Source organism: Pseudomonas sp. BN607, assembly GCF_029871175.1.
Classification (GTDB): Bacteria; Pseudomonadota; Gammaproteobacteria; order Pseudomonadales; family Pseudomonadaceae; genus Aquipseudomonas.
The window spans coordinates 51,274-75,675 of record NZ_SSOE01000015.1 but is presented as its reverse complement, the minus strand read 5'-3'; the positions used below and the strand labels follow the sequence as shown (position 1 = coordinate 75,675).

The 24,402-nt window shown below is 61.7% G+C and carries 20 protein-coding genes; 14 read left to right on the top strand and 6 right to left on the bottom strand.

Going from position 1 to position 24,402, the window contains the following annotated elements:
* Nucleotides 1–108: 108 nt before the first annotated feature.
* On the bottom strand, nucleotides 109–1,146 hold the full coding sequence (gene mreB / locus E8E68_RS00435) for a rod shape-determining protein MreB (RefSeq protein WP_003255163.1): 1,038 nt from the start codon (nucleotides 1,144–1,146) through the stop codon (nucleotides 109–111).
* 205 nt (nucleotides 1,147–1,351) lie between these two features.
* On the opposite strand from mreB, the gene gatC reads away from it, so the two are divergent.
* The 5 genes from gatC to E8E68_RS00410 all read left to right on the top strand — a co-directional run bounded on the left by gatC (nucleotide 1,352) and on the right by E8E68_RS00410 (nucleotide 6,170).
* Nucleotides 1,352–1,639, top strand: coding sequence for an Asp-tRNA(Asn)/Glu-tRNA(Gln) amidotransferase subunit GatC (gene gatC / locus E8E68_RS00430; RefSeq protein ID WP_003255165.1), 288 nt, complete (start codon nucleotides 1,352–1,354; stop codon nucleotides 1,637–1,639).
* A 15-nt stretch (nucleotides 1,640–1,654) separates the two neighbouring features.
* Nucleotides 1,655–3,106 (top strand): Asp-tRNA(Asn)/Glu-tRNA(Gln) amidotransferase subunit GatA, encoded by a 1,452-nt coding sequence (gene gatA, locus E8E68_RS00425; RefSeq protein WP_280339108.1) that lies wholly within the window; start codon nucleotides 1,655–1,657, stop codon nucleotides 3,104–3,106.
* An 11-nt stretch (nucleotides 3,107–3,117) separates the two neighbouring features.
* Complete coding sequence (gene gatB, locus E8E68_RS00420) at nucleotides 3,118–4,563, top strand: Asp-tRNA(Asn)/Glu-tRNA(Gln) amidotransferase subunit GatB (protein ID WP_110744890.1); 1,446 nt, start codon at nucleotides 3,118–3,120, stop codon at nucleotides 4,561–4,563.
* A gap of 128 nt (nucleotides 4,564–4,691) precedes the next feature.
* Nucleotides 4,692–5,066: a septal ring lytic transglycosylase RlpA family protein gene (locus E8E68_RS00415; protein ID WP_054881438.1), complete on the top strand. Its 375-nt coding sequence runs from the start codon at nucleotides 4,692–4,694 to the stop codon at nucleotides 5,064–5,066.
* A gap of 60 nt (nucleotides 5,067–5,126) precedes the next feature.
* Nucleotides 5,127–6,170 carry a calcium/sodium antiporter gene (locus E8E68_RS00410; RefSeq protein ID WP_266028720.1) on the top strand — a complete coding sequence of 348 codons (1,044 nt, stop codon included), beginning with the start codon at nucleotides 5,127–5,129 and terminating at the stop codon, nucleotides 6,168–6,170.
* A gap of 60 nt (nucleotides 6,171–6,230) precedes the next feature.
* Here the strand turns inward: E8E68_RS00410 and E8E68_RS00405 are convergent, their stop codons facing one another.
* The 4 genes from E8E68_RS00405 to E8E68_RS00390 form a co-directional block, all read right to left on the bottom strand.
* Entirely contained in the window at nucleotides 6,231–7,592 is a 1,362-nt protein-coding gene (locus E8E68_RS00405; protein ID WP_110744891.1) for an amino acid permease, read from the bottom strand.
* A 56-nt stretch (nucleotides 7,593–7,648) separates the two neighbouring features.
* Entirely contained in the window at nucleotides 7,649–8,590 is a 942-nt protein-coding gene (locus tag E8E68_RS00400) for an AEC family transporter (RefSeq protein ID WP_266028484.1), read from the bottom strand.
* A 219-nt stretch (nucleotides 8,591–8,809) separates the two neighbouring features.
* Nucleotides 8,810–9,370 carry a response regulator transcription factor gene (locus E8E68_RS00395; RefSeq protein ID WP_025337806.1) on the bottom strand — a complete coding sequence of 187 codons (561 nt, stop codon included), beginning with the start codon at nucleotides 9,368–9,370 and terminating at the stop codon, nucleotides 8,810–8,812.
* A complete protein-coding gene (locus E8E68_RS00390; RefSeq protein WP_110744893.1) occupies nucleotides 9,370–10,626 on the bottom strand; it encodes an ATP-binding protein in 1,257 nt (418 codons plus the stop codon). The genes E8E68_RS00395 and E8E68_RS00390 overlap by 1 nt, the downstream gene beginning before the upstream one ends.
* Before the next feature lie 202 nt (nucleotides 10,627–10,828).
* Here E8E68_RS00390 and E8E68_RS00385 point away from each other — a divergent pair, with 202 nt between their 5' ends.
* The 9 genes from E8E68_RS00385 (at nucleotide 10,829) to E8E68_RS00345 (ending at nucleotide 22,530) form a co-directional block, all read left to right on the top strand.
* Complete coding sequence (locus E8E68_RS00385; RefSeq protein ID WP_110744894.1) at nucleotides 10,829–11,545, top strand: SIMPL domain-containing protein; 717 nt, start codon at nucleotides 10,829–10,831, stop codon at nucleotides 11,543–11,545.
* 338 nt (nucleotides 11,546–11,883) lie between these two features.
* On the top strand, nucleotides 11,884–13,509 hold the full coding sequence (locus E8E68_RS00380) for an ABC transporter substrate-binding protein (protein WP_280339103.1): 1,626 nt from the start codon (nucleotides 11,884–11,886) through the stop codon (nucleotides 13,507–13,509).
* A 146-nt stretch (nucleotides 13,510–13,655) separates the two neighbouring features.
* The gene (locus tag E8E68_RS00375; protein ID WP_280339101.1) at nucleotides 13,656–15,248 is read left to right on the top strand and encodes an ABC transporter substrate-binding protein; all 1,593 of its coding nucleotides are present in this window, start codon (nucleotides 13,656–13,658) and stop codon (nucleotides 15,246–15,248) included.
* Nucleotides 15,249–15,475: 227 nt separating this feature from the next.
* Nucleotides 15,476–16,855, top strand: a complete 1,380-nt coding sequence (locus E8E68_RS00370) for an OprD family porin (protein ID WP_266028487.1) — start codon at nucleotides 15,476–15,478, stop codon at nucleotides 16,853–16,855.
* Nucleotides 16,856–16,933: 78 nt separating this feature from the next.
* Entirely contained in the window at nucleotides 16,934–18,544 is a 1,611-nt protein-coding gene (locus E8E68_RS00365; RefSeq protein ID WP_266028488.1) for an ABC transporter substrate-binding protein, read from the top strand.
* 91 nt (nucleotides 18,545–18,635) lie between these two features.
* Entirely contained in the window at nucleotides 18,636–19,646 is a 1,011-nt protein-coding gene (locus E8E68_RS00360; RefSeq protein ID WP_110744900.1) for an ABC transporter permease subunit, read from the top strand.
* A gap of 10 nt (nucleotides 19,647–19,656) precedes the next feature.
* Nucleotides 19,657–20,583: an ABC transporter permease subunit gene (locus tag E8E68_RS00355; protein WP_009685150.1), complete on the top strand. Its 927-nt coding sequence runs from the start codon at nucleotides 19,657–19,659 to the stop codon at nucleotides 20,581–20,583.
* A gap of 10 nt (nucleotides 20,584–20,593) precedes the next feature.
* Entirely contained in the window at nucleotides 20,594–21,562 is a 969-nt protein-coding gene (locus tag E8E68_RS00350) for an ABC transporter ATP-binding protein (RefSeq protein ID WP_110744901.1), read from the top strand.
* Entirely contained in the window at nucleotides 21,562–22,530 is a 969-nt protein-coding gene (locus E8E68_RS00345) for a peptide ABC transporter ATP-binding protein (RefSeq protein WP_280339096.1), read from the top strand. The genes E8E68_RS00350 and E8E68_RS00345 overlap by 1 nt, the downstream gene beginning before the upstream one ends.
* Before the next feature lie 696 nt (nucleotides 22,531–23,226).
* Here the strand turns inward: E8E68_RS00345 and E8E68_RS00340 are convergent.
* Nucleotides 23,227–24,096 (bottom strand): DMT family transporter, encoded by an 870-nt coding sequence (locus E8E68_RS00340; protein WP_266028490.1) that lies wholly within the window; start codon nucleotides 24,094–24,096, stop codon nucleotides 23,227–23,229.
* Nucleotides 24,097–24,402 lie beyond the last annotated feature (306 nt).

Below are 24,402 nucleotides of genomic sequence, written 5' to 3'. Positions count from 1 at the left end.
TGGTTGCGGATTGACGGATACGGCGCCCGAACGGGCGCCAGCCCAGCACATACAGGTAGCACTGTGCGTACTACCTGTAAACCGGGCGCTCGTGAACAGCGAGCGGAATCACTCGCTGGAGAGCAGGTCCATCGCATGCTTGTCCATCATCTCCAGGGCGCGACCGCCGCCACGGGCGACACAGGTCAGCGGGTCCTCGGCGACGATCACTGGCAGGCCGGTTTCCTGAGCCAGCAGCTTGTCGAGGTCACGCAGCAGCGCACCGCCACCGGTCAGCACCAGGCCACGCTCGGCGATGTCCGAGGCCAGTTCGGGCGGCGATTGCTCCAGGGCGCTCTTGACCGCCTGGACGATGGTCGCCAGCGATTCCTGCAACGCTTCGAGCACTTCGTTGGAGTTGAGGGTGAAGGCACGCGGTACGCCCTCGGCCAGGTTACGGCCACGCACGTCGACTTCACGGACTTCGCCGCCCGGGTAGGCAGTACCGATTTCCTGCTTGATGCGCTCGGCGGTGGATTCGCCGATCAGGCTGCCATAGTTGCGACGCACGTAGGTGACGATGGCTTCGTCGAAGCGGTCGCCGCCAACGCGGACGGATTCGGCATAGACCACACCGTTCAGCGAGATCAGGGCGATTTCAGTGGTACCACCACCAATGTCGACGACCATCGAACCGCGGGCCTCTTCGACCGGCAGGCCGGCACCAATGGCAGCGGCCATCGGCTCTTCGATCAGGAACACTTCACGGGCACCGGCACCCAGGGCCGACTCGCGAATGGCGCGGCGCTCTACCTGGGTCGACTTGCACGGTACGCAGATCAGCACGCGCGGGCTTGGCTGCAGGAAGCTGTTCTCGTGAACCTTGTTGATAAAATATTGCAACATTTTTTCGCAGACGCTGAAGTCGGCGATGACGCCGTCCTTCATCGGACGAATGGCTGCAATGTTGCCAGGCGTACGGCCCAGCATGCGTTTGGCTTCGGTACCGACGGCGACGACGCTTTTCTGGTTGCCATGGGTACGGATGGCAACAACCGAGGGCTCATTCAGGACGATACCGCGCTCACGCACGTAAATAAGGGTGTTGGCAGTACCCAGGTCGATGGAAAGATCGCTGGAAAACATGCCACGCAGTTTCTTGAACATGGGAAAGTGACCCTGGGGAAAGCGTGGGTAAAAAAGTGCGGCAAACTCTAACAATGGCAGGGATTTTGGGCAAGGAGCCAATATGTTAAATTGGCTGTTTTTCCGAGCACGCCAGCAGAAATTCGCGGCCGTTAGACCGTCAGAAAGCTGACATGTTCCTCACTGCGGACCCAAATTCCGTTCTTTGTTTCCCCTGGAGATCCTCATGGCGCTTGAACGCTGCGACGTGGAAAAGATCGCCCATCTGGCCCGTCTGGGCCTGAATGATGGCGAACTGCCACGCATTACTGACGCCCTGAACAGCATTCTCGGCCTGGTCGACCAGATGCAAGCGGTCGACACCACGGGCATCGAGCCCCTGGCCCACCCACTGGAGGCCAGCCAGCGCTTGCGCCCCGATCAGGTCACCGAAAGCAACCAACGCGACGCCTACCAGGCAATCGCGCCATCGACCGAAAGCGGTCTGTACCTGGTTCCCAAAGTCATCGAGTAAGGGATAGAGCCTGCCATGCATCAATTGACCCTGGCCGAGATCGCCCGCGGACTCGCCGACAAGTCGTTTTCCTCCGAAGAGCTGACCGGCGCGCTGCTGGCGCGCATCAAGCAGCTCGACCCACAGATCAACAGCTTCATCAGCATCACCGAAGACCTGGCCCTGGACCAGGCACGCGCCGCCGACGCCCGTCGCGCCGCCGGCGAGAGCGGCGCGCTGCTGGGCGCGCCGATCGCCCACAAGGATTTGTTCTGCACCAACGGCGTACGCACCAGTTGCGGCTCGAAGATGCTCGACAACTTCAAGGCGCCCTATGACGCCACCGTGGTCGCCAAACTGGCCGAAGCCGGCATGGTCACCCTGGGCAAGACCAACATGGACGAATTCGCCATGGGTTCGGCCAACGAATCCAGCCACTACGGCGCGGTGAAGAACCCGTGGAACCTCGAACATGTGCCGGGTGGTTCGTCGGGCGGCTCGGCTGCCGCTGTGGCTGCACGCCTGCTGCCGGCCACCACCGGCACCGATACCGGCGGTTCGATCCGTCAACCGGCGGCACTGACCAACCTCACTGGCCTTAAACCGACGTACGGTCGTGTTTCGCGCTGGGGCATGATCGCCTATGCCTCCAGCCTCGACCAGGGCGGCCCGCTGGCCCGTACTGCCGAGGACTGCGCCCTGCTGCTGCAAGGCATGGCCGGTTTCGACGCCAAGGACTCCACCAGCATCGAAGAACCCGTGCCGGACTACAGCGCCAACCTCAATGCTTCGCTGCAGGGCCTGCGCATCGGCCTGCCAAAGGAGTACTTCGGTGCCGGCCTCGACCCGCGCATCGCTGAGCTGGTCCAGGCCAGCGTCAAGGAGCTGGAAAAGCTCGGTGCCGTGGTCAAGGAAATCAGCCTGCCGAACATGCAGCACGCCATTCCGGCCTACTACGTGATCGCTCCGGCGGAAGCCTCTTCCAACCTGTCGCGCTTCGACGGTGTGCGCTTCGGCTACCGCTGCGAAGAACCGAAAGACCTCACCGACCTGTACAAGCGTTCGCGTGGCGAAGGCTTCGGCGTGGAAGTACAACGTCGCATCATGGTCGGTACTTACGCCCTGTCGGCCGGCTACTACGACGCCTACTACGTGAAGGCACAGCAGATCCGCCGCCTGATCAAGAACGACTTCATGGCTGCCTTCAACGATGTCGACCTGATCCTCGGCCCGACCACGCCTAACCCGGCCTGGAAGCTCGGCGCCAAGAGCAGCGACCCGGTCGCCGCCTACCTGGAAGACGTCTACACCATCACCGCCAACCTGGCGGGCCTGCCGGGCCTGTCGATGCCAGCTGGCTTCGTCGACGGCCTGCCGGTCGGCGTACAACTGCTGGCGCCCTACTTCCAAGAAGGCCGCCTGCTCAACGTCGCGCACCGCTACCAGCAAGTGACCGACTGGCACACCCGCGCCCCCAACGGCTTCTGAGGAATTCACACATGCAATGGGAAGTTGTGATCGGGCTGGAAATCCACACTCAGCTCGCCACCCAGTCGAAGATCTTCTCCGGCAGCGCCACCACCTTCGGCTCCGAGCCGAATACCCAGGCCAGCCTGGTTGACCTTGGCATGCCTGGCGTACTGCCGGTGCTGAACCAGGAAGCCGTGCGCATGGCGTGCATGTTCGGCCTGGCGATCGACGCCGAAATTGGCAAGCGCAACGTGTTCGCGCGCAAGAACTACTTTTACCCGGACCTGCCCAAGGGTTACCAGATCAGCCAGATGGACCTGCCGATCGTCGGCAAGGGCCACCTGGACATCGCCCTGGAAGACGGCACCATCAAGCGCATCGGCGTAACCCGCGCGCACCTGGAAGAAGACGCCGGCAAGAGCCTGCACGAAGACTTCAGCGGCTCCACCGGCATCGACCTGAACCGTGCCGGCACCCCGCTGCTGGAAATCGTTTCCGAGCCTGACATGCGCAGCGCCAAGGAAGCCGTTGCCTACGTCAAGGCGATCCACGCGCTGGTGCGCTACCTGGGCATCTGTGACGGCAACATGGCAGAAGGCTCACTGCGTTGCGACTGCAACGTGTCGATCCGCCCGAAGGGCCAGGCCGAATTCGGTACCCGCTGCGAGATCAAGAACGTCAACTCGTTCCGCTTCATCGAGCGTGCGATCAACAGCGAGATCCAGCGCCAGATCGACCTGATCGAAGACGGCGGCAAGGTGGTACAGGAAACCCGCCTGTACGACCCGAACAAGGACGAGACCCGCTCCATGCGCAGCAAGGAGGAAGCCAACGACTACCGTTACTTCCCCGACCCGGACCTGCTGCCGGTGGTGATCGAGGACAGCTACCTCGAAACCATCCGCGCCGGCCTGCCGGAGCTGCCACCGCAAAAAGTCGAGCGCTTCCAGAGCCAGTATGGCCTGTCGGCCTACGACGCCAACGTGCTGGCGTCCAGCCGCGAGCAGGCGGACTACTTTGAAGAAGTGGTGAAGACGGGTGGCGACGCCAAGCTGGCCGCCAACTGGGTCATGGTCGAACTGGGCAGCCTGCTGAACAAGCTGGGTGTCGAGATCGACCAGGCGCCGGTCAGCGCCGCGCAACTGGGTGGCATGCTGCTGCGCATCCGCGACAACACCATCAGCGGCAAGATCGCCAAGACCGTGTTCGAGGCCATGGCTGCCGGCGAAGGGGATGCCGACAGCATCATCGAGAGCAAAGGCCTGAAGCAGGTCACCGATACCGGTGCGATCGACAAGATGCTCGACGAAATGCTGGCTGCAAACGCCGAGCAGGTCGAACAGTACCGCGCGGCTGACGAGGCCAAGCGCGGCAAGATGTTCGGCTTCTTCGTCGGCCAGGCCATGAAAGCCTCCAAAGGCAAGGCCAACCCGGGGCAGGTGAACCAATTGCTCAAAGCCAAGCTCGAAGGGTGATTGTTTTACCCCTGTAATGCTGCGAGGGCTTTGCCCTCGTTCGCGGTTAGAGCCGCTCCTGCACAAGCCAGCGCTTTACCTGTAGGAGCGGGTTTACCCGCGAATGGCCGCACCGGAGAGCACCTGACTTGCTAAAACGATCCCTCGGCACCCTCGCCCTGTTTTCTTTCCTGGCCGGCTGCGCCAGCCATGACATCGACCCGCGCGGCTACGACCAGACGGGCACTGCTTCCTACTACGGCTCGCGCCACCACGGCAAACGCACCGCCAGTGGCGAACCGTTCAACCAGCACGGGCTGACCGCCGCCCATCGCAGCCTGCCCTTCGGCAGCCGCGTACTGGTTACCAATATGGCCAACCAGCGCAGCGTGGTGGTACGCATCAACGACCGTGGCCCGCACACCCGTGGCCGCCTGATTGACCTGTCACGCGCCGCCGCAGAAAAAATCGGCATGCTCCGTAGCGGAACGGCTCGCGTGCGAGTACAAGGGCTTAGCGACTGACGCGACAGGAGTCCGACCATTTTCGACTTGGCCACCCTTCCTACTTTCAGCCTGCTGCAACTGGGCATCGCCCTGCTGTTGCTGGTAGGCGGCGCCGAACTGCTGGTGCGCGCAGCTTTGCGCCTGGCGCAGCGCCTGCACGTTCGCCCGCTGATCATCGGCCTCAGCCTGGTGGCCTTTGGCAGCACCGCCCCGCAACTGACCGTAAGCCTGCAGGCAGCCTACCAGGGCGCGCCAGACGTGGCGGTCGGCAGCGTGGTCGGCAGCAATATCTTCAACGTACTTGTGATACTCGGGCTGGCGGCCCTGATCATCCCGCTGCGCGTGTCGCGGCAACTGGTGCGCCTGGATATACCGCTGATGATCGCCGCCAGTGGGCTGGTCTATGCGTTGTCTGCCAATGGCCACCTGGGGCGCGTCGAGGGGGTGGTCCTGCTGCTGAGCCTGGCCTGTTACCTGGCGATGCTCTGGCACCAGTCCCGCCACTACGCACGTACCTACCCTGCTCCGGACACGGCCAGAGCCAGTGCTGGACGCTTCTGGTCAGGCACACTGCTGCAAGTGCTGACCGGTTTTGGCCTGCTCAGCCTGGCCGGCCACCTGCTGCTGGAGGCCGCGGTGGAGGTGGCCACCGACCTGGGCTTGTCCGAACGCATCATCGGCCTGACCGTCGTCGCCATCTGCACCTCGCTCCCGGAACTGGCCGCCGCGCTGATTGCCGCCCTGCGTGGTGAACGGGAGATTGCCGTGGGCACGGTGATCGGCAGCAACCTGTTCAACCTGCTGGCCGTACTGGGCATGACCGCACTGGTCACCCCCGAGCCGCTGTCGATCTCGCCCAATGCGCTGTCTTTCGACCTGCCGGTGATGCTTGGCGTGGCAGTGCTGAGCCTGCCGGTGTTCTATTCCGGGTACCGCATCACGCGCGCAGAAGGCCTAGTGTTCCTGTGCCTGTACCTGGCCTACGGCCTGCACGTGGCAGCCTTTACCATGGGCATGCCGCTGGCCGGCCGACTGGAGCAATTGATGCTGTTCTATGTACTGCCGGTGCTTGCCTTGGTGTTGCTGTACACCACCGTGCGCGCCTGGCGCCGCCAACATTGAACGCGTCGTTGGGATCGAGCGCGGCACGGGCGCCGCTCGATCCCACAAAACGCAGAAGATCTACCGACGAACCTGCCGAGCTTTCTTCAATTTGAAGGCCACCCACAGCACGGCAATCCATGCCGGGATCAGCATCACCGAAATGCGAATCGGCGGCGTCAGGTACATCACTACCAGGATCAGCACAATGAAGGCCAGGCACAGGTAGTTGGTCAGCGGATGCCCCAGGCTTTTGTAAAACGGGGTGATGCCGGCGGCCAACTTGGCCTTGCGGAATTTCAGGTGGGTAATGCTGATACTTGCCCAGTTGATCACCAACGCCGACACCGCCAAGGCCATCAACAGGCCAAAGGCTTCGCCCGGCATCAGATAGTTGATGAGTACGCACAGGCCCGTGGCGAACGCCGACACCCCCAGCGCGGTCAGCGGCACGCCGCTGCGGCTGACCTTCAGCAGTTGGCGCGGTGCATCGCCCTGGCTGGCCAGGCCGAACAGCATGCGGCTGTTGGCATACACGCAGCTGTTGTACACCGACAGCGCGGCAGTCAGGACCACGATATTGAGGATGGTCGCCACCAGGTCACTGTCCAGTTCGTGGAAAATCATCACGAAAGGGCTGCCCCCCTGCACTACCTTCTGCCAAGGGTACAACGACAGCAGCACCGCCAATGCACCGATGTAGAAGATCAGGATGCGGTACACCACCTGGTTGGTGGCCTTGGGGATGCTCTGGCGCGGGTTGTCGGCCTCGGCGGCGGTGATGCCCACCAGTTCCAGGCCACCGAACGAGAACATGATTACCGCCAGGGCCATCACCAGGCCGCTTACGCCGTTGGGGAAGAAGCCGCCGTACTGCCACAGGTTGGCCACGCTGGCATCCGGGCCACCATGGCCGCTGCTCAGCAACCAGGCGCCAAAGCCGATCATGCTGACAATGGCCACCACCTTGACCAGGGCAAACCAGAACTCCATTTCGCCGTAGACCTTGACCTGCGTCAGGTTGATCAGGTTGATCACCACGAAGAAGATCGCCGCCGTGGCCCAGGTGGGGAATTCCGGCCACCAGTACTGCACATAGATCCCGACCGCCGTCAGCTCGGCCATGCCGACCAGCACGTACACCACCCAGTAGTTCCAGCCCGAGACAAAGCCGGCGAACTCGCTCCAGTACTGGTGGGCAAAGTGGCTGAAGCTGCCTGCCACCGGCTCTTCCACGACCATTTCGCCCAGCTGGCGCATGATCAGGAACGCCATCAGGCCGGCGATGGCATAGCCCAGCAACACGGAGGGGCCGGCCAGTTGGATGGTCTGGGCAATGCCCAGGAACAACCCGGTACCGATGGCCCCGCCCAGCGCGATAAGCTGGATATGGCGATTCTTCAGCCCGCGCTGTAACTGCTCGGGCGTGCTCTGGTCTTGCATGAAGTGTCCTTTAGCTCAGTGAGGCAGTGTTGTCGCTGTTATTTGCAGTCAAGGATCTAGATCCATCCGCCCCACTGCAAGATGAAAATGCCGATGTTGGTGGTAATCGCCGCCATTAGCGTGGTAATCACGATGATCGACGCCGCCAGCTGATGGTTCCCGTTTGCCGCCCGTGCCATGACGTAGCTGGCTGCTGCGGTCGGGCTACCGATGTACAGGAACAGAATGCCCAGTTCCGCACCACGGAAGCCACACAACCAGGCACCCAGCGTACCGACCACCGGCAGCCAGACCATCTTCACCAGGCTGGCATCGAACGCCAACCTGCCGCTGTCGCGCAGTGCCGCCAGCGACAAGGTGCCGCCAATGCAGATCAACGCCAGCGGCAGGGTCATCTGGGCCAGGTAGTCGCCCGACGTCAGCAGCCAGTTGGGCAGCGGCACCTGGCCGTAGGCCATGGGGGTGGCTACCAGCACACTGATGATCAACGGGTTGCTGAAAATGCTCTTGCAGATGCTCCACGGGTCGGACTTGAGGTCCGGGCTGTACACCGCAAGCACCACCGCAGACAGCGAGTTGTACATAAGGATGACCAGGCCGGCGAGCACCGCCCCCAGAGAAATCCCGTAGTCGCCGTACAGGCTGGCAGCCAGGGCCAGGCCGATGACGCCGTTATTGCCGCGGAATGCGCCTTGGGTATAGATACCACGGTCGGCCAGCGGACTGCGCCAGATGGCCAGCCCCCAGGCAATGGCGAAGCCCACCAACGTGGCAACGATGAAGTACAGGATGACCCCGGGCTTGACTGCTGCAGCCAGGTCGGCGTGGTAGATGCCAAGAAACAGCAGCGCCGGCATGCACACGTTGAACACCAGCTGCGAGGCGACGCGGTTGAAATTATCGTCGATCAGGCGGATGCGTTTGAGCAGCACGCCCATGAACAGCATGGCGAAGACCGGTGCCGTGATGTTCAGCGTCTGGATAAGAAGGGCGAGCATGCGCAAGCGATCCTGGAGAGGGTTGCCGTTAGGTGGCTAATGATACGCCAACGGCTGGTATTTGCGGGGATCGCGGGGTGATTAAAGAGAAGCCTCTGTCAGTTATGCCCTCTTCGCGGGCTTGCCCGTTCCCACAGGTATTCGACAAGACTTGAGGCCTGTGCTGGTCCTGTGGGAGCGGGCAAGCCCGCGAAAGGGCCGGCCCAAGCCCAGCAAGAATCAGCGCCGGACCGGGCGCTTTTGCAGCTTGCGCTGCAAGGTCCGCCGGTGCATGCCCAGCGCTCGCGCGGTAGCGGAGATATTGCCCTCGTGCTCGTTCAGCACGCGCTGGATGTGCTCCCACTGCAGGCGGTCGACCGACATCGGGTTTTCCGGCACCAGGGTATCCAGGTCGGTGTGCTCCGACAGCAACGCCGCCAGCACATCATCGGCGTCAGCCGGCTTGCACAGGTAGTTGCACGCGCCGCGCTTGACCGCTTCCACGGCAGTGGCAATGCTCGAATAGCCGGTCAGGATCACCACGCGCATTTCCGGGTCCAGCTCCAGCAGCTTGGGCAGCAGCACCAGGCCGGAGTCGCCGTCCATCTTCAAGTCCAGCGTGGCATAGTCCGGCAGGTCCTGCTGGGCCAGGATCAGGCCTTCCTCGGCCGAGCTGGCAGTGCTTACGCGGAAACCACGACGGCTCATGGCACGCGCCATGACCCGGGTGAAGGTGGCATCGTCATCCACCAGCAGCAGGTGCGGCAGCTCTTCGCCTTCGACTTGGTTTTCTTCGCTCATCATTCATCTCCTCGCTTGCCATAGGGCAGGCGCAGTTCGGTCAGGGTGCCACCCTGTTCATGACTATAGAGTTTCACCGAGCCGCCCGCACGGGTCACGCTGGCCTTGCTCAAGAACAGGCCAAGGCCGAAGCCTTTGCCTTTGGTGGTAATGAAGGGTTTGCCGATGGCCTCGGCGATGGCCGGCGGCACGCCAGGGCCATGGTCGCGGATGCTGATGACGATGTCTTGGGCATCCCAGTCCAGGTGCACCTCGAGGTCATCAGGGCAGGCATCGGCGGCGTTGTTCAACAGGTTCAGCAATGCCTGGGTCAGGTCCGGCGGCGGGGTCAGGCGTGGCACCTGGCCGTCGCGCAGGCGCTGGAAGCGGTAGCTGGCTTCCGGGCGCATCAGGTGCCAGCGGTTCAGCGCTTCGTCCAGCCAAGCCGTGACATCCTGTTCAACCACCGCCAGGCGGCGGTTGGCTTCGGCGGCACGCACCAGCTGCTGCAGGGTTTCCTTGCACAGCTTTACCTGGTCCTGAAGGATCTGCAGGTCTTCCTGCAACAGCGGGTCGGTGTGGTCCTGGCGCATTTCGTTGATCAGCACGCTCATGGTCGCCAACGGCGTGCCCAGCTCATGCGCAGCACCGGCAGCCTGGGTAGCGACGGCCAGCAACTGCTCGTCGCGCAGGCTTTCTTCACGCCGCTCGGAACGCAGCTGCTCCTGCCGGCGCAGTTCTTCGGCCATCCGTGCAGCAAAGAAGGTAATGACGGCGGCGGCCAGGGCAATACTCAGCCACATGCCGTAGACCTGCATCTTGTCCCGCGCCATCGGCAGGCCTTCGAGGGGGTAGAACTGCACCAGCAGCAGGCTGTAGGCAGTCAAGGCAATACCGGACAGGATCAGCGAATACAGCCACGGCAGGGTCACTGCGGCAATCGCCAACGGCACCAGGTAATACGACACGAACGGGTTGGTCGAACCACCGGAGTAATACAGCAAGGCGCTGTGGATCAGCAGGTCACAGGCCAGCTGCAGGGCGTACTCCATTTCGGTGACTGGCAACGACAGCCGCAGCCGCAGGGCCGTGAAGGCACACAGCAGCGAGGACAAGGCCAAGGTGCCGGCCAGCGACAGCCAGGGCAATGGCAGCAGCTCGGTCCAGTAGGCGACACCCACCGAACCGGCCTGGGCAGCCAGGACCAGGACCCGAATGACGGTCAGGCGCCAGAGGTTCTGGCGGGTAGCGGACAACGGTTGTACGGCGGCGAGCATGAGCTCTCCTGATGAGTGCTCCAGAAAAATCGGCTGGAGTATACCGAAGCCGGGCGCCCTGCTGCAGCGATGCGGCAAAGCGCCACACTTTGTCACACTGTCATGATGGCACTTGTGAACCCACTACACTGTTCCCGGTCTGATGGGCCATGCGTGGCATGGATGACCAGAGCCCACGCCTTTTATTGCCAAGGAGTACCACATGCAAATCCCACGTCGCGGCGCCGCCCTGATCATGTCCTGCGGCCTGCTTGCCAGCCTGCCGGCCCTGGCTGCCGATGAACCGCGCTACAACCAGGTATCGCTGCGTGCCGAAGTCAGCAAGGAAGTGGCGCGCGACCTGATGGTCGTGACCCTGTACAGCGAAGCGCAGAATACCGACCCGGGCAAGCTTGCCAAGCAGATCACCGAAACCATGAACAAGGCCGTGCAGCAGTCGCGCCAGGTCAAGGACGTGAAGATCAGCCAGGGTAGCCGCAACAGCTACCCGGTGTATGACAGCAAGGGCCAGAAGATCACCGGCTGGCGCGAACGTGCCGAACTGCGCCTGGAAAGCGCCAATTTCCCAGCCCTGTCGCAGCTTACCGCCGACCTGCTGCAAGAACTGAAAATGGGTGGCATGGACTTCTCCATCGCCCCGGCCACGCGCAAGTCCAGCGAAGATGCACTGCTCAAGGATGCGGTCGACGCCTTCAAGGCACGCGCGCAACTGGCCACCGAAGCGCTGGGTGGCAAGGGCTACAAGGTGGTCAGCCTGAACCTGAACAGCAGTGGTTACCCTCGCCCGTACCTGCGTAGCGCACCGATGGCGATGAAGGCCATGGGCGCGGATGAAGCGGCGCCGGCGCCGGACATCGAAGCCGGGACCAGTGAGGTGAGCATGAACGCCGACGGGCTGATTGAAGTGCAGATGCCGTAACAGACTCACGAAACACCTGTGGCAGCGGGCACGCCCGCTGCCACAGAGCCCCGACCCAACCGCACAATTTAGCGATTTCAGACATCTCCTACGCACCAGCAAGGTGCGTCCTACACCCATCCCCGCGCCGAAATATTCTGAAAAAAGCCATCATTTTGCCCTCGCAAACGTTTAACTTCGCCGAAAGTTATACCGATGCGACATCCATGTACGCTCGTTCCACATTTCTGGCGCCAACTATCCTTGTATGTATTGCATTGGGAACACCCCCTGCATAAGTATCCGCAGGTCGGCTCACGAGGCCACCTCAATCGAAAAATGACAACAATGAGGCCACCATGCTCAAACACGCAGTCATTCCGTTCCTGCTAGGTGCAGGCTTGCTCACCGGTGCGCCTTCGGCCCTCGCCGCGTCCAACCTGGTGTTCTGCTCCGAAGGCAGCCCGGCCGGTTTCGACCCAGGGCAGTACACCACCGGGACCGACTTCGACGCCTCGGCCGAGACCGTATTCAACCGCCTGACCCAGTTCGAACGGGGCGGCACTGCGGTGATCCCGGGCCTGGCGACCAAATGGGAAGTGTCCGACGACGGCAAAACCTATACGTTCCACCTGCGCGAAGGGGTGAAGTTCCACACCACCGATTACTTCAAGCCTACCCGCCCGTTCAACGCCGACGACGTGCTGTTCACCTTCAACCGCATGCTCGACAAGGACCACCCGTTCCGCAAGGCCTACCCCACCGAGTTCCCCTACTTCACCGACATGGGCATGGACAAGAACATCGCCAAGCTGGAGAAGCTCGACGAGCACACGGTCAGGTTCACCCTCAACGAAGTCGACGCCGCGTTCATCCAGAACCTGGCCATGAGCTTTGCCTCGATCCAGTCCGCCGAATACGCTGACCAGTTGCTCAAGGACGGCAAGGCGGCCGACATCAACCAGAAACCCATCGGCACCGGCCCGTTCGTGTTCAGCAAGTACCAGAAGGATGCGCAGATCCGCTTCAAGGGCAACAAGGACTATTGGCAGCCTGATGACGTGAAGATCGACAACCTGATCTTCGCCATCACCACTGATGCCTCGGTGCGCATGCAGAAGCTGAAGAAGAACGAGTGCCAGGTCACCTTGTTCCCGCGCCCGGCCGACATCGAACCGCTAAAGGCCGACAAGAACCTGCAGATGCCACAGCAGGCCGGCTTCAACCTCGGCTACATCGCCTACAACGTGATGGACAAGATCAAGGGCAGCAGCGAGCCCAACCCCATGGCCCAGCTGAAAGTGCGCCAGGCGCTGGACATGGCCGTGGACAAAAAGAAAATCATCGAGTCGGTCTACCAGGGCGCCGGCCAGCTGGCAGTCAACGCCATGCCGCCCACCCAGTGGTCGTACGACACCAGCATCAAGGACGCCCCGTTCGACCCCGAAAAAGCCAGGCAGCTGCTTAAGGAAGCCGGTATCAAGGAAGGCACGGAGATCACCCTGTGGGCCATGCCGGTGCAACGCCCGTACAACCCCAATGCCAAGCTGATGGCCGAAATGCTCCAGTCCGACTGGAACAAGATCGGCATCAAGGCAAAGATCGTCAGTTATGAATGGGGCGAATACATCAAGCGCTCCAAAGGCGGCGAACAGGGCGCCATGCTGATCGGCTGGAGCGGCGACAACGGTGACCCGGACAACTGGCTGGGCACCCTGTACGGCTGCGATGCCATCGACGGCAACAACTTCTCCAAGTGGTGCTACAAGCCCTACGACGACCTGATCAAGCAGGCCAAGGCCACTTCCGACCAGGCCAAACGTACCGAGCTGTACCAAAAGGCGCAGCACATCCTCAAGGAGCAGGTACCGATCACCCCGATCGCCCACTCCACCGTCTACCAGCCCATGAGCGCCAAGGTGAAGGACTTCAAGATCAGCCCATTCGCGCTGAACTCCTTCTACGGCGTCAGCGTGGACAAATAGGCTGACTGAGGCACCCGCTGAATCGCGGGTGCCCTTCACCCCCGCCACCTCTTCATGTCGTCCTGCGGCCATACGCTGCGGGGTCGGCGAACTGTTGCCGCCATTCGTACCCGGAGGCGGCGCGAACAGATGAAAAAGGATTTGCCATGCGCCACGTTACCCGCCTTTCCGCGTTGCTGGCCCTGGGCCTGGTCAGCCAATCCCCGGTCCTGCTGGCCAACAACCTGGTGTTCTGTTCTGAAGGTAGCCCTGCCGGTTTCGACACCGCCCAGTACACCAGCGCCACCGACAACGACGCCGCCGAGCCGGTCTACAACCGCCTGGTCGAGTTCGAGCGCGGCGGTACTGCCGTGCACCCTGCCCTGGCCACCCGTTGGGAGGTGTCCGAAGACGGCCTGCGCTACACGTTCCACTTGCGTGAAGGGGTCAGGTTCCACAGCAACAAGGCCTTTACCCCAGGCCGAGATTTCAATGCCGATGACGTGCTGTTCACCTTCAACCGCATGCTCGACAAGGACCACCCGTTCCGCCGGGCCTACCCTACCGAGTTCCCCTACTTCATCAGCATGGGCCTGGACAAGAACATCGCCCGGGTCGAGAAAACCGGCCCACTGACCGTGGTGTTCACTTTGAACACGGTCGATGCCGCGTTCATCCAGAACCTGGCCATGAGCTTTGCCTCGATTCTCTCCGCCGAGTACGCCGACACCTTGCTGGCCAGTGGGCGTGCCAGCGACATCAACCAGCAGCCGATCGGCACTGGCCCCTTCGTGTTCCAGCGCTACCAGAAGGACTCGCAGATCCGCTACAAGGGCAACAAGGATTACTGGGCGCCGGAGCAGGTGAAACTCGACAACCTGGTGTTCTCGATCAACGTCGACCCTTCGGTGCGCATCCAGAAGCTGCGCCGCAACGAGTGCCAGGTCACCCTGCATCCACGCCCGGCCGACCTGCCGGCACTCAAGGCCGACAGCAAACTGCAGGTCCTGCAGCAACCGGGCTTCAACCTCGGCTACATCGCCTATAACACCCAGCACGCACCGTTCAACCGCCTGGAAGTGCGCCAGGCGATGGACATGGCGGTGAACAAGAAAGCCATCATCCAGGCGGTGTATCAGGATTCCGGCCAACTGGCCGTCAACGCCATGCCGCCGACCCAATGGTCCTATGACGAAAGTATCAAGGACGCGCCTTACGACCCGGAAAAGGCCAGGCAGTTGCTGCAGCAGGCGGGGGTCAAGCCGGGCACCGAGGTCACCCTCTGGGCCATGCCGGTGCAACGCCCGTACAACCCCAATGCCAAGCTGATGGCGGAAATGCTCCAGGCCGACTGGCACAAGCTTGGCCTCAAAGTACGCATCGTCAGCTACGAATGGGGCGAATACCTCAAGCGCATGAAAAGCGGCGAACACGACATTGCCCTGATCGGCTGGACCGGTGACAACGGCGACCCGGACAACTGGCTGGGTACCCTCTACAGCTGTGATGCCATCGGCAGCAACAACTACTCGCAATGGTGCGACCCGCAGTACGACAACTTGGTCAAGCGGGCCAAGCAGGTCACCGACCAGGCGCAACGCAGCGCCCTGTACCAGCAAGCCCAGCAACGGCTCAAGCAGCAGGTACCCATTACCCCGGTGGCACATTCCACGGTTAACCAGCCGCTCAGCACCAAGGTATCCGAATTCAAGGTCAGCCCATTTGGGCGCAATGTTTTTTCCGGTGTGAGTGTTGATTAAGCGTTAGCCAGTACCGGCCTCTTCGCGGGCGAGCCCGCTTCCACAGGATCTCAACAGGTTCGGACACTGCGCCCTACCTGTGGAAGCGGGCTTGCCCGCGAAGAGGCCAGAACGGCCAACACAACGCCCCGATTCTGCCCGGCGATCCCGCGGCGACCCTGGCAACACCGCAGCAATCACCCGGCCCACAAGGCCGGCATAACTAGAAAAGAAAGGGAGCTTTAACCTTGAGAGTATTCACCTTGACCGCACTGGCCTTATCCATCAGTGCCGTATCCACCGTGGCCCAGGCTGACCCGCAAAGCCAGGACTTCATCCCCGTCACCCTGAAAAGTGAAAGCGCGCAGGCCCAGGCCAGCGGCTTCATCGACGGTCAGAGCCTGTCCGGCAGTACCCGCAACTGGTACGCCCGCGAGCGTGCCGCACGCGCCCCGTTGTGGAAGTACTACAAGAACGACGGCACCCGCCACCCCACGCACAGCCGCGAAAACTGGGTACAGGGCACCATCCTCAACTACAGTTCCGGCTTCACCGAGGGCACCGTGGGCATCGCCGTCGAGGCGGCCGGTTACAACGCCATCGCCCTGCAGCAGAGCCGCGAAGCGATTGCCGGCCCCAACAACCGCACGCTGACCCACAGCGATGGCGACCCCATTGGCCAGTGGAGCAAGCTGGGCCTGGGCAACATCAAGGCGCGGGTATCCAACACCACCCTTACCCTCGGCCGCCAGACAGTGGACACACCGATGATCGCCTACATCGGTAACCGCGCGCTGCCATCCAGCTTCCAGGGCGCGTTCCTGCACAGCGCAGAATTCGACAACCTCAGCTTCGACCTGGGCACCTTTGACCGCGTCTCGCCACGAACCGAGCAAAGCCTCAGCAAGTTCCGCAGCGAGTACAGTGCCACTGGCGTGGAAACCGACCGCGCCAGTACCGCCGGCATCAACTACCAGCCGTTCAAGAGCCTGAGTACCAGCCTGTACGCGACCAAAGCCGACGATTTCTGGAACCAGTACTACTTCGGCGCCAACCACGTGCTCGGCGACAGTGCAGTGCTCAGCCTGAGTACCGGCCTGAACTACTACAAGACGGTCGACGCCGGCAGCCAGAAGATGGGCAAGATCGACAACGACACCTACAGCCTGTCGTTCGACCTGACCCACCAGGCGCACACCCTCGGCGCCTCCTGGCAGCAGGTCAACGGCAACGAGTACTTCGACTACCTGCACGAAACCAACGGCATCTACCTGGCGAACTCGCTGCTGTCGGACTTCAACGGTCCCAACGAGAAATCGCTGAAGATTTCCTACGTACTGAACATGGCGCCCTACGGCGTGCCGGGGCTCAAGTTCAACCTGTACAACGCCCGCGGCTGGGGGATCGATGGCACCCACTACCGTGGGACCGCGTATGACGTGAACGGCCTGGATGGCGAAACCCACTATGAGTGGGGCATCGGCACCAGCTACGCGGTGCAGAGCGGGTCACTGAAAGACACCAGCATCCGTGCCACCTACACCACCCACCGCGCCAGCAAGGCACAGGGCGATGGCAGCCTGGATGAGTTCCGCGTGGTCACCACCATTCCATTCAATATTCTCTGACCGTTGGCGCCACGGTCCGCTTCACGGCGGGCCGTGGCGGCTACGCTGGAATCAATGCAAGCAGGGAGTCTTCAACCCATGCAGAGAGCTTTCATCAAATCGCTACCACTGCGTCTGGCATTGGCCGCGCTGGTGCTCGGCGGCGCCACGCAGGTGGCGGCCAAGCCGCTGGTGGTGTGCACCGAAGCCAGCCCGGAGGGGTTCGACGTGGTCCAGTACACCACTGGCGTGACCTTCGATGCCACCGCAGAAACGCTGTTCAACCGCTTGGTCGACTTCAAGCCTGGCACCACTGACGTGCAGCCGGCCCTGGCCGAACGCTGGGATATCTCGGCAGACGGCCTGACCTACACCTTTCACCTGCGCAAGGGCGTGAAATTCCACAGCACCGACTACTTCTCTCCCAGCCGCGAGTTCAACGCCGATGATGTGCTGTGGAGCCTGCGCCGCCAGCTCGACCCTGCCCACCCGTGGCACGACAAGACCAGCGTCGGTTACCCGTATTTCGAAAGCATGGCGTTCAAGGGGTTGCTCAAATCGGTGGACAAGCGCGACGACTACACCGTGGTGATCACACTCACCCGCCCAGAAGCGCCGTTCCTGCGGGACATGGCCATGGGCTTCACCTCGATCTACTCCGCCGAGTACGGCGACCAGTTGCTCAAGGCCGGCAAGACCGCCGAGCTGAACAGCAAGCCGATCGGTACCGGCCCATTCATCTTCCAGCGTTACAACAAGGACGCCCAGGTCCGCTTCAAACCCAACCCGGACTACTTCCGCGGCAAGCCGCCAGCCGACTCCCTGATATTCGCCATCACTACCGATAGCAACGTGCGCCTGCAGAAACTGCGCGCCAACGAGTGCCAGGTGGCGCTGTACCCCAAGCCGGATGACGTGCCGTCGATAATGGCCGAGCCCAGTCTCAAGGTTGCCCAAACCGAAGCGTTGGTCACCGGCTACATCGCCATGAATACCCAGCACAAATACCTCAACGATGTGCGCGTGCGTAAAGCCATCAACATGGCCTTCGACCGCCAGGCCCATGTCGACCAGCTGTTTGGCAAAGGCAACGCACTGGTGGGGGTAAACCCTTACCCTCCGACCATGATCGGCTACAACCCCCGCAACCAGAACCCGCCGCGCGACCTCGACAAAGCCCGTGCCCTGCTCAAGCAGGCCGGGGTACCCGAAGGTACGGTGATCACCCTGTTCACCCGTAACGGCGGCGGCATGACCAACCCTAACCCGCGTCTATCCGCCGAGATGCTGCAAGCCGACCTCAAGCAGATCGGCCTGAAGCTGGATATACGCGTGATGGAGTGGGCCGAGATGCTGCGCCGCGCCAAGAATGGCGAAGCCGACCTGGTGTCTACCGGTTGGGCTGGCGACAACGCCGACCCGGACAACTTCCTCACCCCGCTGCTGAGCTGCGAGGCGGCCAGGAACGGCGAGAACTATGCCCGCTGGTGCAACCCTAAGTTCCAGGAGCTGATCACCCGCGCCCGTGAGGTGATCGACAACGACGAGCGCGCAAGGCTCTATAGCGAGGCATTGAAGGTGTACGATGACGACCAACCCTGGATCAGCATGGCCCACCCCAAGGTGTTCACGGCCATGCGTGACAACGTGGAGGGCTACGTGATCAGCCCTCTGACCAACAATAACTTCGCCACGACCAAGGTGAAGTAGAACAACAACGACCGCCGGCCACCCACACGGGGACCGGCGGCACTGCCGTACCGGGCTGATCGCCCCACGGCCTGATGAGGTAACCCCGACAATGTTGAGTTTTATTGCCCGGCGCCTTGGCCTGTTGATACCGACCTTTTTCGGCATCACCTTGCTCACCTTCGCGCTCATACGCCTGATCCCCGGCGACCCGGTGGAAGTGATGATGGGCGAGCGCAGGGTCGACCCCGAAATGCATGCCCAGGCCATGGAACGCCTGGGCCTGAACAAGCCACTGCCGGTCCAGTACCTGGACTATGTCGGCAAGCTGGCACAGGGCGACCTGGGTGAGTCGCTGCGCACCCGCGAAAGCGTGTGGAGCGAGTTCATCACCTTGTTCCCGGCCACCCTGGAACTGGCCTTCGCCGCCCTGCTGTTCGCCGGCATCGTCGGCTTGCTGGCCGGGGTAGTCGCCGCGCTCAAGCGCGGCTCGCTGTTCGACCACGGGGTGATGGGCATTTCGCTGGCTGGCTACTCGATGCCGATCTTCTGGTGGGGCCTGATCCTGATCATGTTCTTCTCGGTCAGCCTGGGCTGGACCCCGGTTTCCGGGCGCATCGATCTGCTCTACGACATCGAGCCGAAAACCGGCTTCATGCTCATCGACACCCTGCTCAGCGATGAAGAAGGCGCGTTCAAGGATGCTGTGATGCACCTGATCCTGCCGGCCATCGTGCTCGGCACCATCCCGCTGGCGGTGATCGCCCGCATGACCCGTTCTTCAATGCTCGAAGTGCTGCGTGAGGACTACATCCGCACCGCCCGCGCCAAAGGCCTGTCACCGGCCCGTGTGGTGTTCGTGCATGGTCTGCGCAATGCGCTGATCCCGGTGCTGACCGTGTTCGGCCTGCAGGTCGGCACGCTGCTGGCCGGTGCGGTGCTGACCGAAACCATCTTTTCCTGGCCGGGCATCGGCAAATGGCTGATCGAAGCCATCGGTGCCCGTGACTACCCCGTGGTCCAGAACGGCATCCTGTTGATCGCCTGCCTGGTGATTCTGGTCAACTTCGTCGTGGACATTCTCTACGGCCTGGCCAACCCACGCATCCGTCATCAGCGCTGAGGCCCAAGCCATGACTAGCCCGATTCCAAAATCCGTGTCGCCGGCCAGCCCGGTGGACCAGAGCCTGCTCTACCCCTCCCCGTACAAAGAATTCTGGCAAGCCTTCGCGCGCAACAAAGGCGCGGTGATGGGCCTGGCCTTCATGTGCCTGGTGGTGTTCTGCGCGCTGTTCGCGCCGTGGGTAGCCCCGCATGACCCCAGCGAGCAGTACCGCGACTTTCTGCTGACCCCACCCGTGTGGCTGGAAGGCGGCACCTGGCAGTTCATCCTGGGCACCGACGAACTGGGCCGTGATCTGCTTTCACGGCTGATTCAAGGTGCACGGCTGTCGCTGCTGATCGGCCTGTCGTCGGTGGTGATGTCACTGATCCCGGGCATCCTCCTGGGCCTGCTCGCAGGCTTCTTCCCGCAGTTGCTCGGCCCGTCGATCATGCGCCTGATGGACGTGATGCTGGCGCTGCCGTCATTGCTGCTGGCTGTGGCCATCGTCGCCATCCTCGGCCCTGGCCTGATCAACACCGTGATTGCCATCGCCATCGTTTCCCTGCCGTCCTACGTGCGCCTGACCCGCGCCGCGGTAATGGGCGAACTTAACCGCGACTACGTCACCGCTGCCCGCCTGGCCGGCGCCGGTTTGCCACGGTTGATGTTCGTCACCGTGCTGCCCAACTGCATGGCACCGCTGATCGTGCAGGCAACCCTGAGTTTTTCCTCGGCGATCCTCGACGCCGCTGCGCTGGGTTTCCTCGGCCTCGGCGTGCAGCCGCCTACCCCCGAGTGGGGCACCATGCTGGCTTCGGCCCGGGATTACATCGAGCGCGCCTGGTGGGTGGTGAGCCTGCCCGGCCTGACCATCCTGCTCAGTGTGCTGGCAATCAACCTGATGGGCGACGGCCTGCGCGATGCGCTGGACCCGAAACTCAAGAACGCCGCCTGAGGAGGACGCCATGTCACTGTTGCAGATCAACAACCTGAATGTGCGCTTCGGCGACGCCAACGCAGTACCGGTGGTCGATGGCCTGGACCTGGCGGTGGACGCCGGAGAAATCCTGGCCATTGTCGGCGAGTCCGGCTCGGGCAAGTCGGTCACCATGATGGCCCTGATGGGCCTGATCGATGCCCCAGGGCGCATCACCGCCAATGCCCTTACCTTCGACGGCACCGACATGCTCAAGCTCAGCGGCCGGCAACGGCGCAAGGTGGTGGGCAAGGACATCGCCATGGTCTTCCAGGACCCGATGACCGCGCTCAACCCCAGCTACACCGTTGGCTACCAGATCGAAGAAGTGCTGCGCCAGCACTTGGGCCTGAAGGGCAAGGCCGCGCGCCAGCGTGCCCTGGAGCTGCTGAAAAAGGTCGAGATCCCGGCCGCCGAAAGTCGACTGGATGCCTACCCGCACCAGCTGTCCGGGGGCATGAGCCAGCGCGTGGCAATTGCCATGGCAATCGCTGGCGAGCCCAAGCTGCTGATCGCCGACGAACCGACCACCGCGCTGGACGTGACCATCCAGGCGCAGATCATGGAGCTGCTGGTGAACCTGCAGAAGGAGCGCAATATGGCGCTCATCCTGATCACCCACGACCTTGCCGTCGTTGCCGAAACGGCCAAGCGGGTGTGCGTGATGTACGCCGGCCAGGCCGTGGAAGTGGGCCAGGTACCCGACCTGTTCGACGTCCCCGCGCACCCCTACAGCGAAGCCCTGTTGGCGGCGATCCCTGAGCACAGCATCGGTGCCGAACGCCTGGCCACCCTGCCCGGCATCGTCCCCGGCCGCTACGACCGCCCCGCTGGCTGCCTGCTGTCGCCGCGCTGCCCGTATGTGCAGGACAACTGCCGGCGCCAGCGCCCGCCCCTCGACCCTCAGGCCCATAGCCTGGTGCGTTGCTTCTACCCGCTGAACCAGGAGGTGGCGTGATGGCCGTCGTTCTATCTGCCCGGGAGCTGACCCGGCATTACGAAGTCTCCCGCGGGCTGTTCAAGGGCCATGCCCTGGTCCGTGCGCTGAACGGCGTGTCGTTCGAGCTGGAGGCCGGCAAGACCCTCGCCGTGGTTGGCGAGTCGGGCTGCGGCAAGTCGACCCTGGCCCGCGCCCTGACGCTGATCGAAGAGCCATCGTCCGGCTCACTGCAAATTGCCGGCACCGAGGTGAAGGGCGCCAACAAGGCAGAGCGCAAGCAACTGCGCCGCGATGTGCAGATGGTGTTCCAGAGCCCCTACGCCTCGCTCAACCCACGGCAGAAGATCGGTGACCAACTGGCCGAACCGCTGCTGATCAATACCTCGCTGAGCAAGGCCGAGCGCCGCGACAAAGTGCAGAAGATGATGGAGCAGGTCGGCCTGCGCCCCGAGCACTATCAGCGCTACCCGCACATGTTTTCCGGTGGCCAGCGCCAGCGTATCGCCCTCGCCCGGGCGATGATGCTGCAACCGAAAGTGCTGGTGGCCGACGAACCGACCTCCGCGCTGGACGTGTCGATCCAGGCCCAGGTGCTGAACCTGTTCATGGATTTGCAAAGAGAGTTCAACACCGCCTACGTGTTCATCTCGCATAACCTCGCGGTGGTAAGGCATGTGGCGGATCAGGTACTGGTCATGTACCTGGGGCGGCCAGCAGAAATGGGGCCGAAGGAGGACATCTACGAGAAGCCGCTGCACCCGTATACCCAGGCGCTGCTGTCGGCAACTCCGGCGATTCATCCAGACCCGTTGAAGCCGAAAATTCGTATCGTCGGGGAGCTGCCCAACCCGCTGAATCCGCCGGATGGGTGTGCGTTTCACAAGCGCTGCCCGTATGCGACCGAACGGTGTGCCAAGGAGGTGCCGGCGCTGAGGCAGGTGAGTACACGGCAGGTTGCCTGCCATTATGCGGAGCAGTTTCTTTAACTGTTAGAAAACTGGGCAGCACTCAATGCGAAAAACAGCAGTTTGCTTTGCTGCCCAGTCACTCTTCCTGACCACCGCGCACTTAGCAGGGCTAATAGTGTAGGACTGAGCATGCGTTCCAGCCCCGACGGCCTTGACGGAACACAGCTGCATACCGTTTTGAGTTCAGTGAAAAGCAAAAATTGGAAATTCACTTCGGCGCACGGCGTGTGTGAGGTCGGTGTTTCGGGCCGGGGTGAACGCGACGGCCGTGTTTATCAAGGTAGCTGGTCGATGCACAGACAACAAAGTCGACAGAAAACAATTCGCGTGCCACCAGCCCTAAGGGTGGGCTATCAGTGACTCTTATGCCAACGTCGACACCCTCGTTAATGAAGTCAAAATCCCCTTCATTAGAAATGAGCTGGACATTGACGCTGGGGTAGCATTAAAGAAACTCAGGAACGAGTTGATGACACAACACATACAACGAACGTGGCACCGCGACACGGATAAGCCCTTACGGGCTTTCGAGAAATCGCTCCTTTAATCGAAATATATTTGCTGACGACTCACGCAGCTATATCAACATAAACTTTCGCAAGGCAGCATTGATAGTCCATTGCCCTGAGCACTCATATCTACAGGACCACAGCGAAGACATGCGCCACTGGCACAACTCCCAAAAAATCTACAATTTTACATACCGAAAAAATCTCACCCATACAGGTGCAGAAGCAAAGCCCCTGACAGCACTAGGCTAACACCGCCGATCTGGATAACTGACAGCCGCTCGCGAAAAAAGAAGTACCCCAGGATCGCGGCAATACCACCCGACAAAGTACTGATGACGGTGACAACGGAAACCGAGCCATTTAGCGCCCCCCAAGAAAACGCAGAAAACCCTCCCAAGTTGAAAAGACTGGCCCCGCACAGTGAGCCATAGGTCTTCAGCGTTATCGTCGTATGGTCCCGCAGAAACCTGACGGCTTCACGGATCAGGAACATGACCCCTACCGCATACCCTAGCGCCAGCATGTTCACCGGTCCCAGCGCCGGCAAGGCGAATTTCCCCTGAATCCAGAAGCTGATGCCGTAGAGCATGGCCGCCAACAAAGCAAACCACACAGACTTCACACTGGTGACCTTACGATCGAAATCACCACCCTTATCGCTGCGGCAGGCCAACAGCACGCCGAAAAAGCAGACAAGGATACCGACCACCTGCCAAGCGGAGAGGGCATCGCCACCCAGCCATGCCAACAGCGTTGTAAAAACACCATACGAAGTGACCAGGGGCGCCACGACGGCTGTCTTGCCAATAGCGAAAGCTTTTGAAAGCGCCAGCGCTCCTACTACGGTGCTTAGAGAGGCGACAACTCCTAACCCTATGGTGAGCCAAGGTGCAGATATAAACTTTTGCCACTGATCGGCTGAAACAGCAATCAATACTGCCATCAAGAAAAGCCCTAGCAACTGCCCGAAAAATACCGCCCGCTTTACTCCGACCGCTCTTGCGTTCACGCCGACCAAGAAGTCGGTAGCCCCCCAGAACACCGCAGCCAGCAACCCCATGAATACGTCCATAGTAACGGCCTTTAATTATGAGTTATTCCTCAACCTCCCCAGACAGTAATCGGGAAAACAGCAGAAATCAAACATCTATTTTGGACGAGCGCCTACAGATCGACCTATTTCTGCACGCCCACCAGCCTAGCAACGCCATTAACGGGTTAGTTAGTACCGTAGAGACAATGGGAAGCGCCAATAGCATACTGTAGGAACTTTCAGACAACACACCCGCCTTTACTCCTACACTAAGTATCACTAATTCAAAGAGACCTTTGGCGCTCATCAGCACACCAACTTCTATTGAATTTATTGGTCTCAAGC

What these genes read in the sequence shown, in the direction of transcription:
- E8E68_RS00405 (WP_110744891.1), bottom strand. Translation starts at nt 7,592, where the DNA reads ATGCAAGACCAGAGCACGCCCGAGCAGTTACAGCGCGGGCTGAAGAAT.
- gatA (WP_280339108.1), top strand. Translation starts at nt 1,655, where the DNA reads ATGCATCAATTGACCCTGGCCGAGATCGCCCGCGGACTCGCCGACAAG.
- E8E68_RS00360 (WP_110744900.1), top strand. Translation starts at nt 18,636, where the DNA reads ATGTTGAGTTTTATTGCCCGGCGCCTTGGCCTGTTGATACCGACCTTT.
- E8E68_RS00395 (WP_025337806.1), bottom strand. Translation starts at nt 9,370, where the DNA reads ATGAGCGAAGAAAACCAAGTCGAAGGCGAAGAGCTGCCGCACCTGCTG.
- E8E68_RS00355 (WP_009685150.1), top strand. Translation starts at nt 19,657, where the DNA reads ATGACTAGCCCGATTCCAAAATCCGTGTCGCCGGCCAGCCCGGTGGAC.
- E8E68_RS00345 (WP_280339096.1), top strand. Translation starts at nt 21,562, where the DNA reads ATGGCCGTCGTTCTATCTGCCCGGGAGCTGACCCGGCATTACGAAGTC.
- E8E68_RS00380 (WP_280339103.1), top strand. Translation starts at nt 11,884, where the DNA reads ATGCTCAAACACGCAGTCATTCCGTTCCTGCTAGGTGCAGGCTTGCTC.
- E8E68_RS00365 (WP_266028488.1), top strand. Translation starts at nt 16,934, where the DNA reads ATGCAGAGAGCTTTCATCAAATCGCTACCACTGCGTCTGGCATTGGCC.
- gatC (WP_003255165.1), top strand. Translation starts at nt 1,352, where the DNA reads ATGGCGCTTGAACGCTGCGACGTGGAAAAGATCGCCCATCTGGCCCGT.
- E8E68_RS00340 (WP_266028490.1), bottom strand. Translation starts at nt 24,096, where the DNA reads ATGGACGTATTCATGGGGTTGCTGGCTGCGGTGTTCTGGGGGGCTACC.
- E8E68_RS00375 (WP_280339101.1), top strand. Translation starts at nt 13,656, where the DNA reads ATGCGCCACGTTACCCGCCTTTCCGCGTTGCTGGCCCTGGGCCTGGTC.
- E8E68_RS00385 (WP_110744894.1), top strand. Translation starts at nt 10,829, where the DNA reads ATGCAAATCCCACGTCGCGGCGCCGCCCTGATCATGTCCTGCGGCCTG.
- E8E68_RS00350 (WP_110744901.1), top strand. Translation starts at nt 20,594, where the DNA reads ATGTCACTGTTGCAGATCAACAACCTGAATGTGCGCTTCGGCGACGCC.
- E8E68_RS00400 (WP_266028484.1), bottom strand. Translation starts at nt 8,590, where the DNA reads ATGCTCGCCCTTCTTATCCAGACGCTGAACATCACGGCACCGGTCTTC.
- mreB (WP_003255163.1), bottom strand. Translation starts at nt 1,146, where the DNA reads ATGTTCAAGAAACTGCGTGGCATGTTTTCCAGCGATCTTTCCATCGAC.
- E8E68_RS00390 (WP_110744893.1), bottom strand. Translation starts at nt 10,626, where the DNA reads ATGCTCGCCGCCGTACAACCGTTGTCCGCTACCCGCCAGAACCTCTGG.
- gatB (WP_110744890.1), top strand. Translation starts at nt 3,118, where the DNA reads ATGCAATGGGAAGTTGTGATCGGGCTGGAAATCCACACTCAGCTCGCC.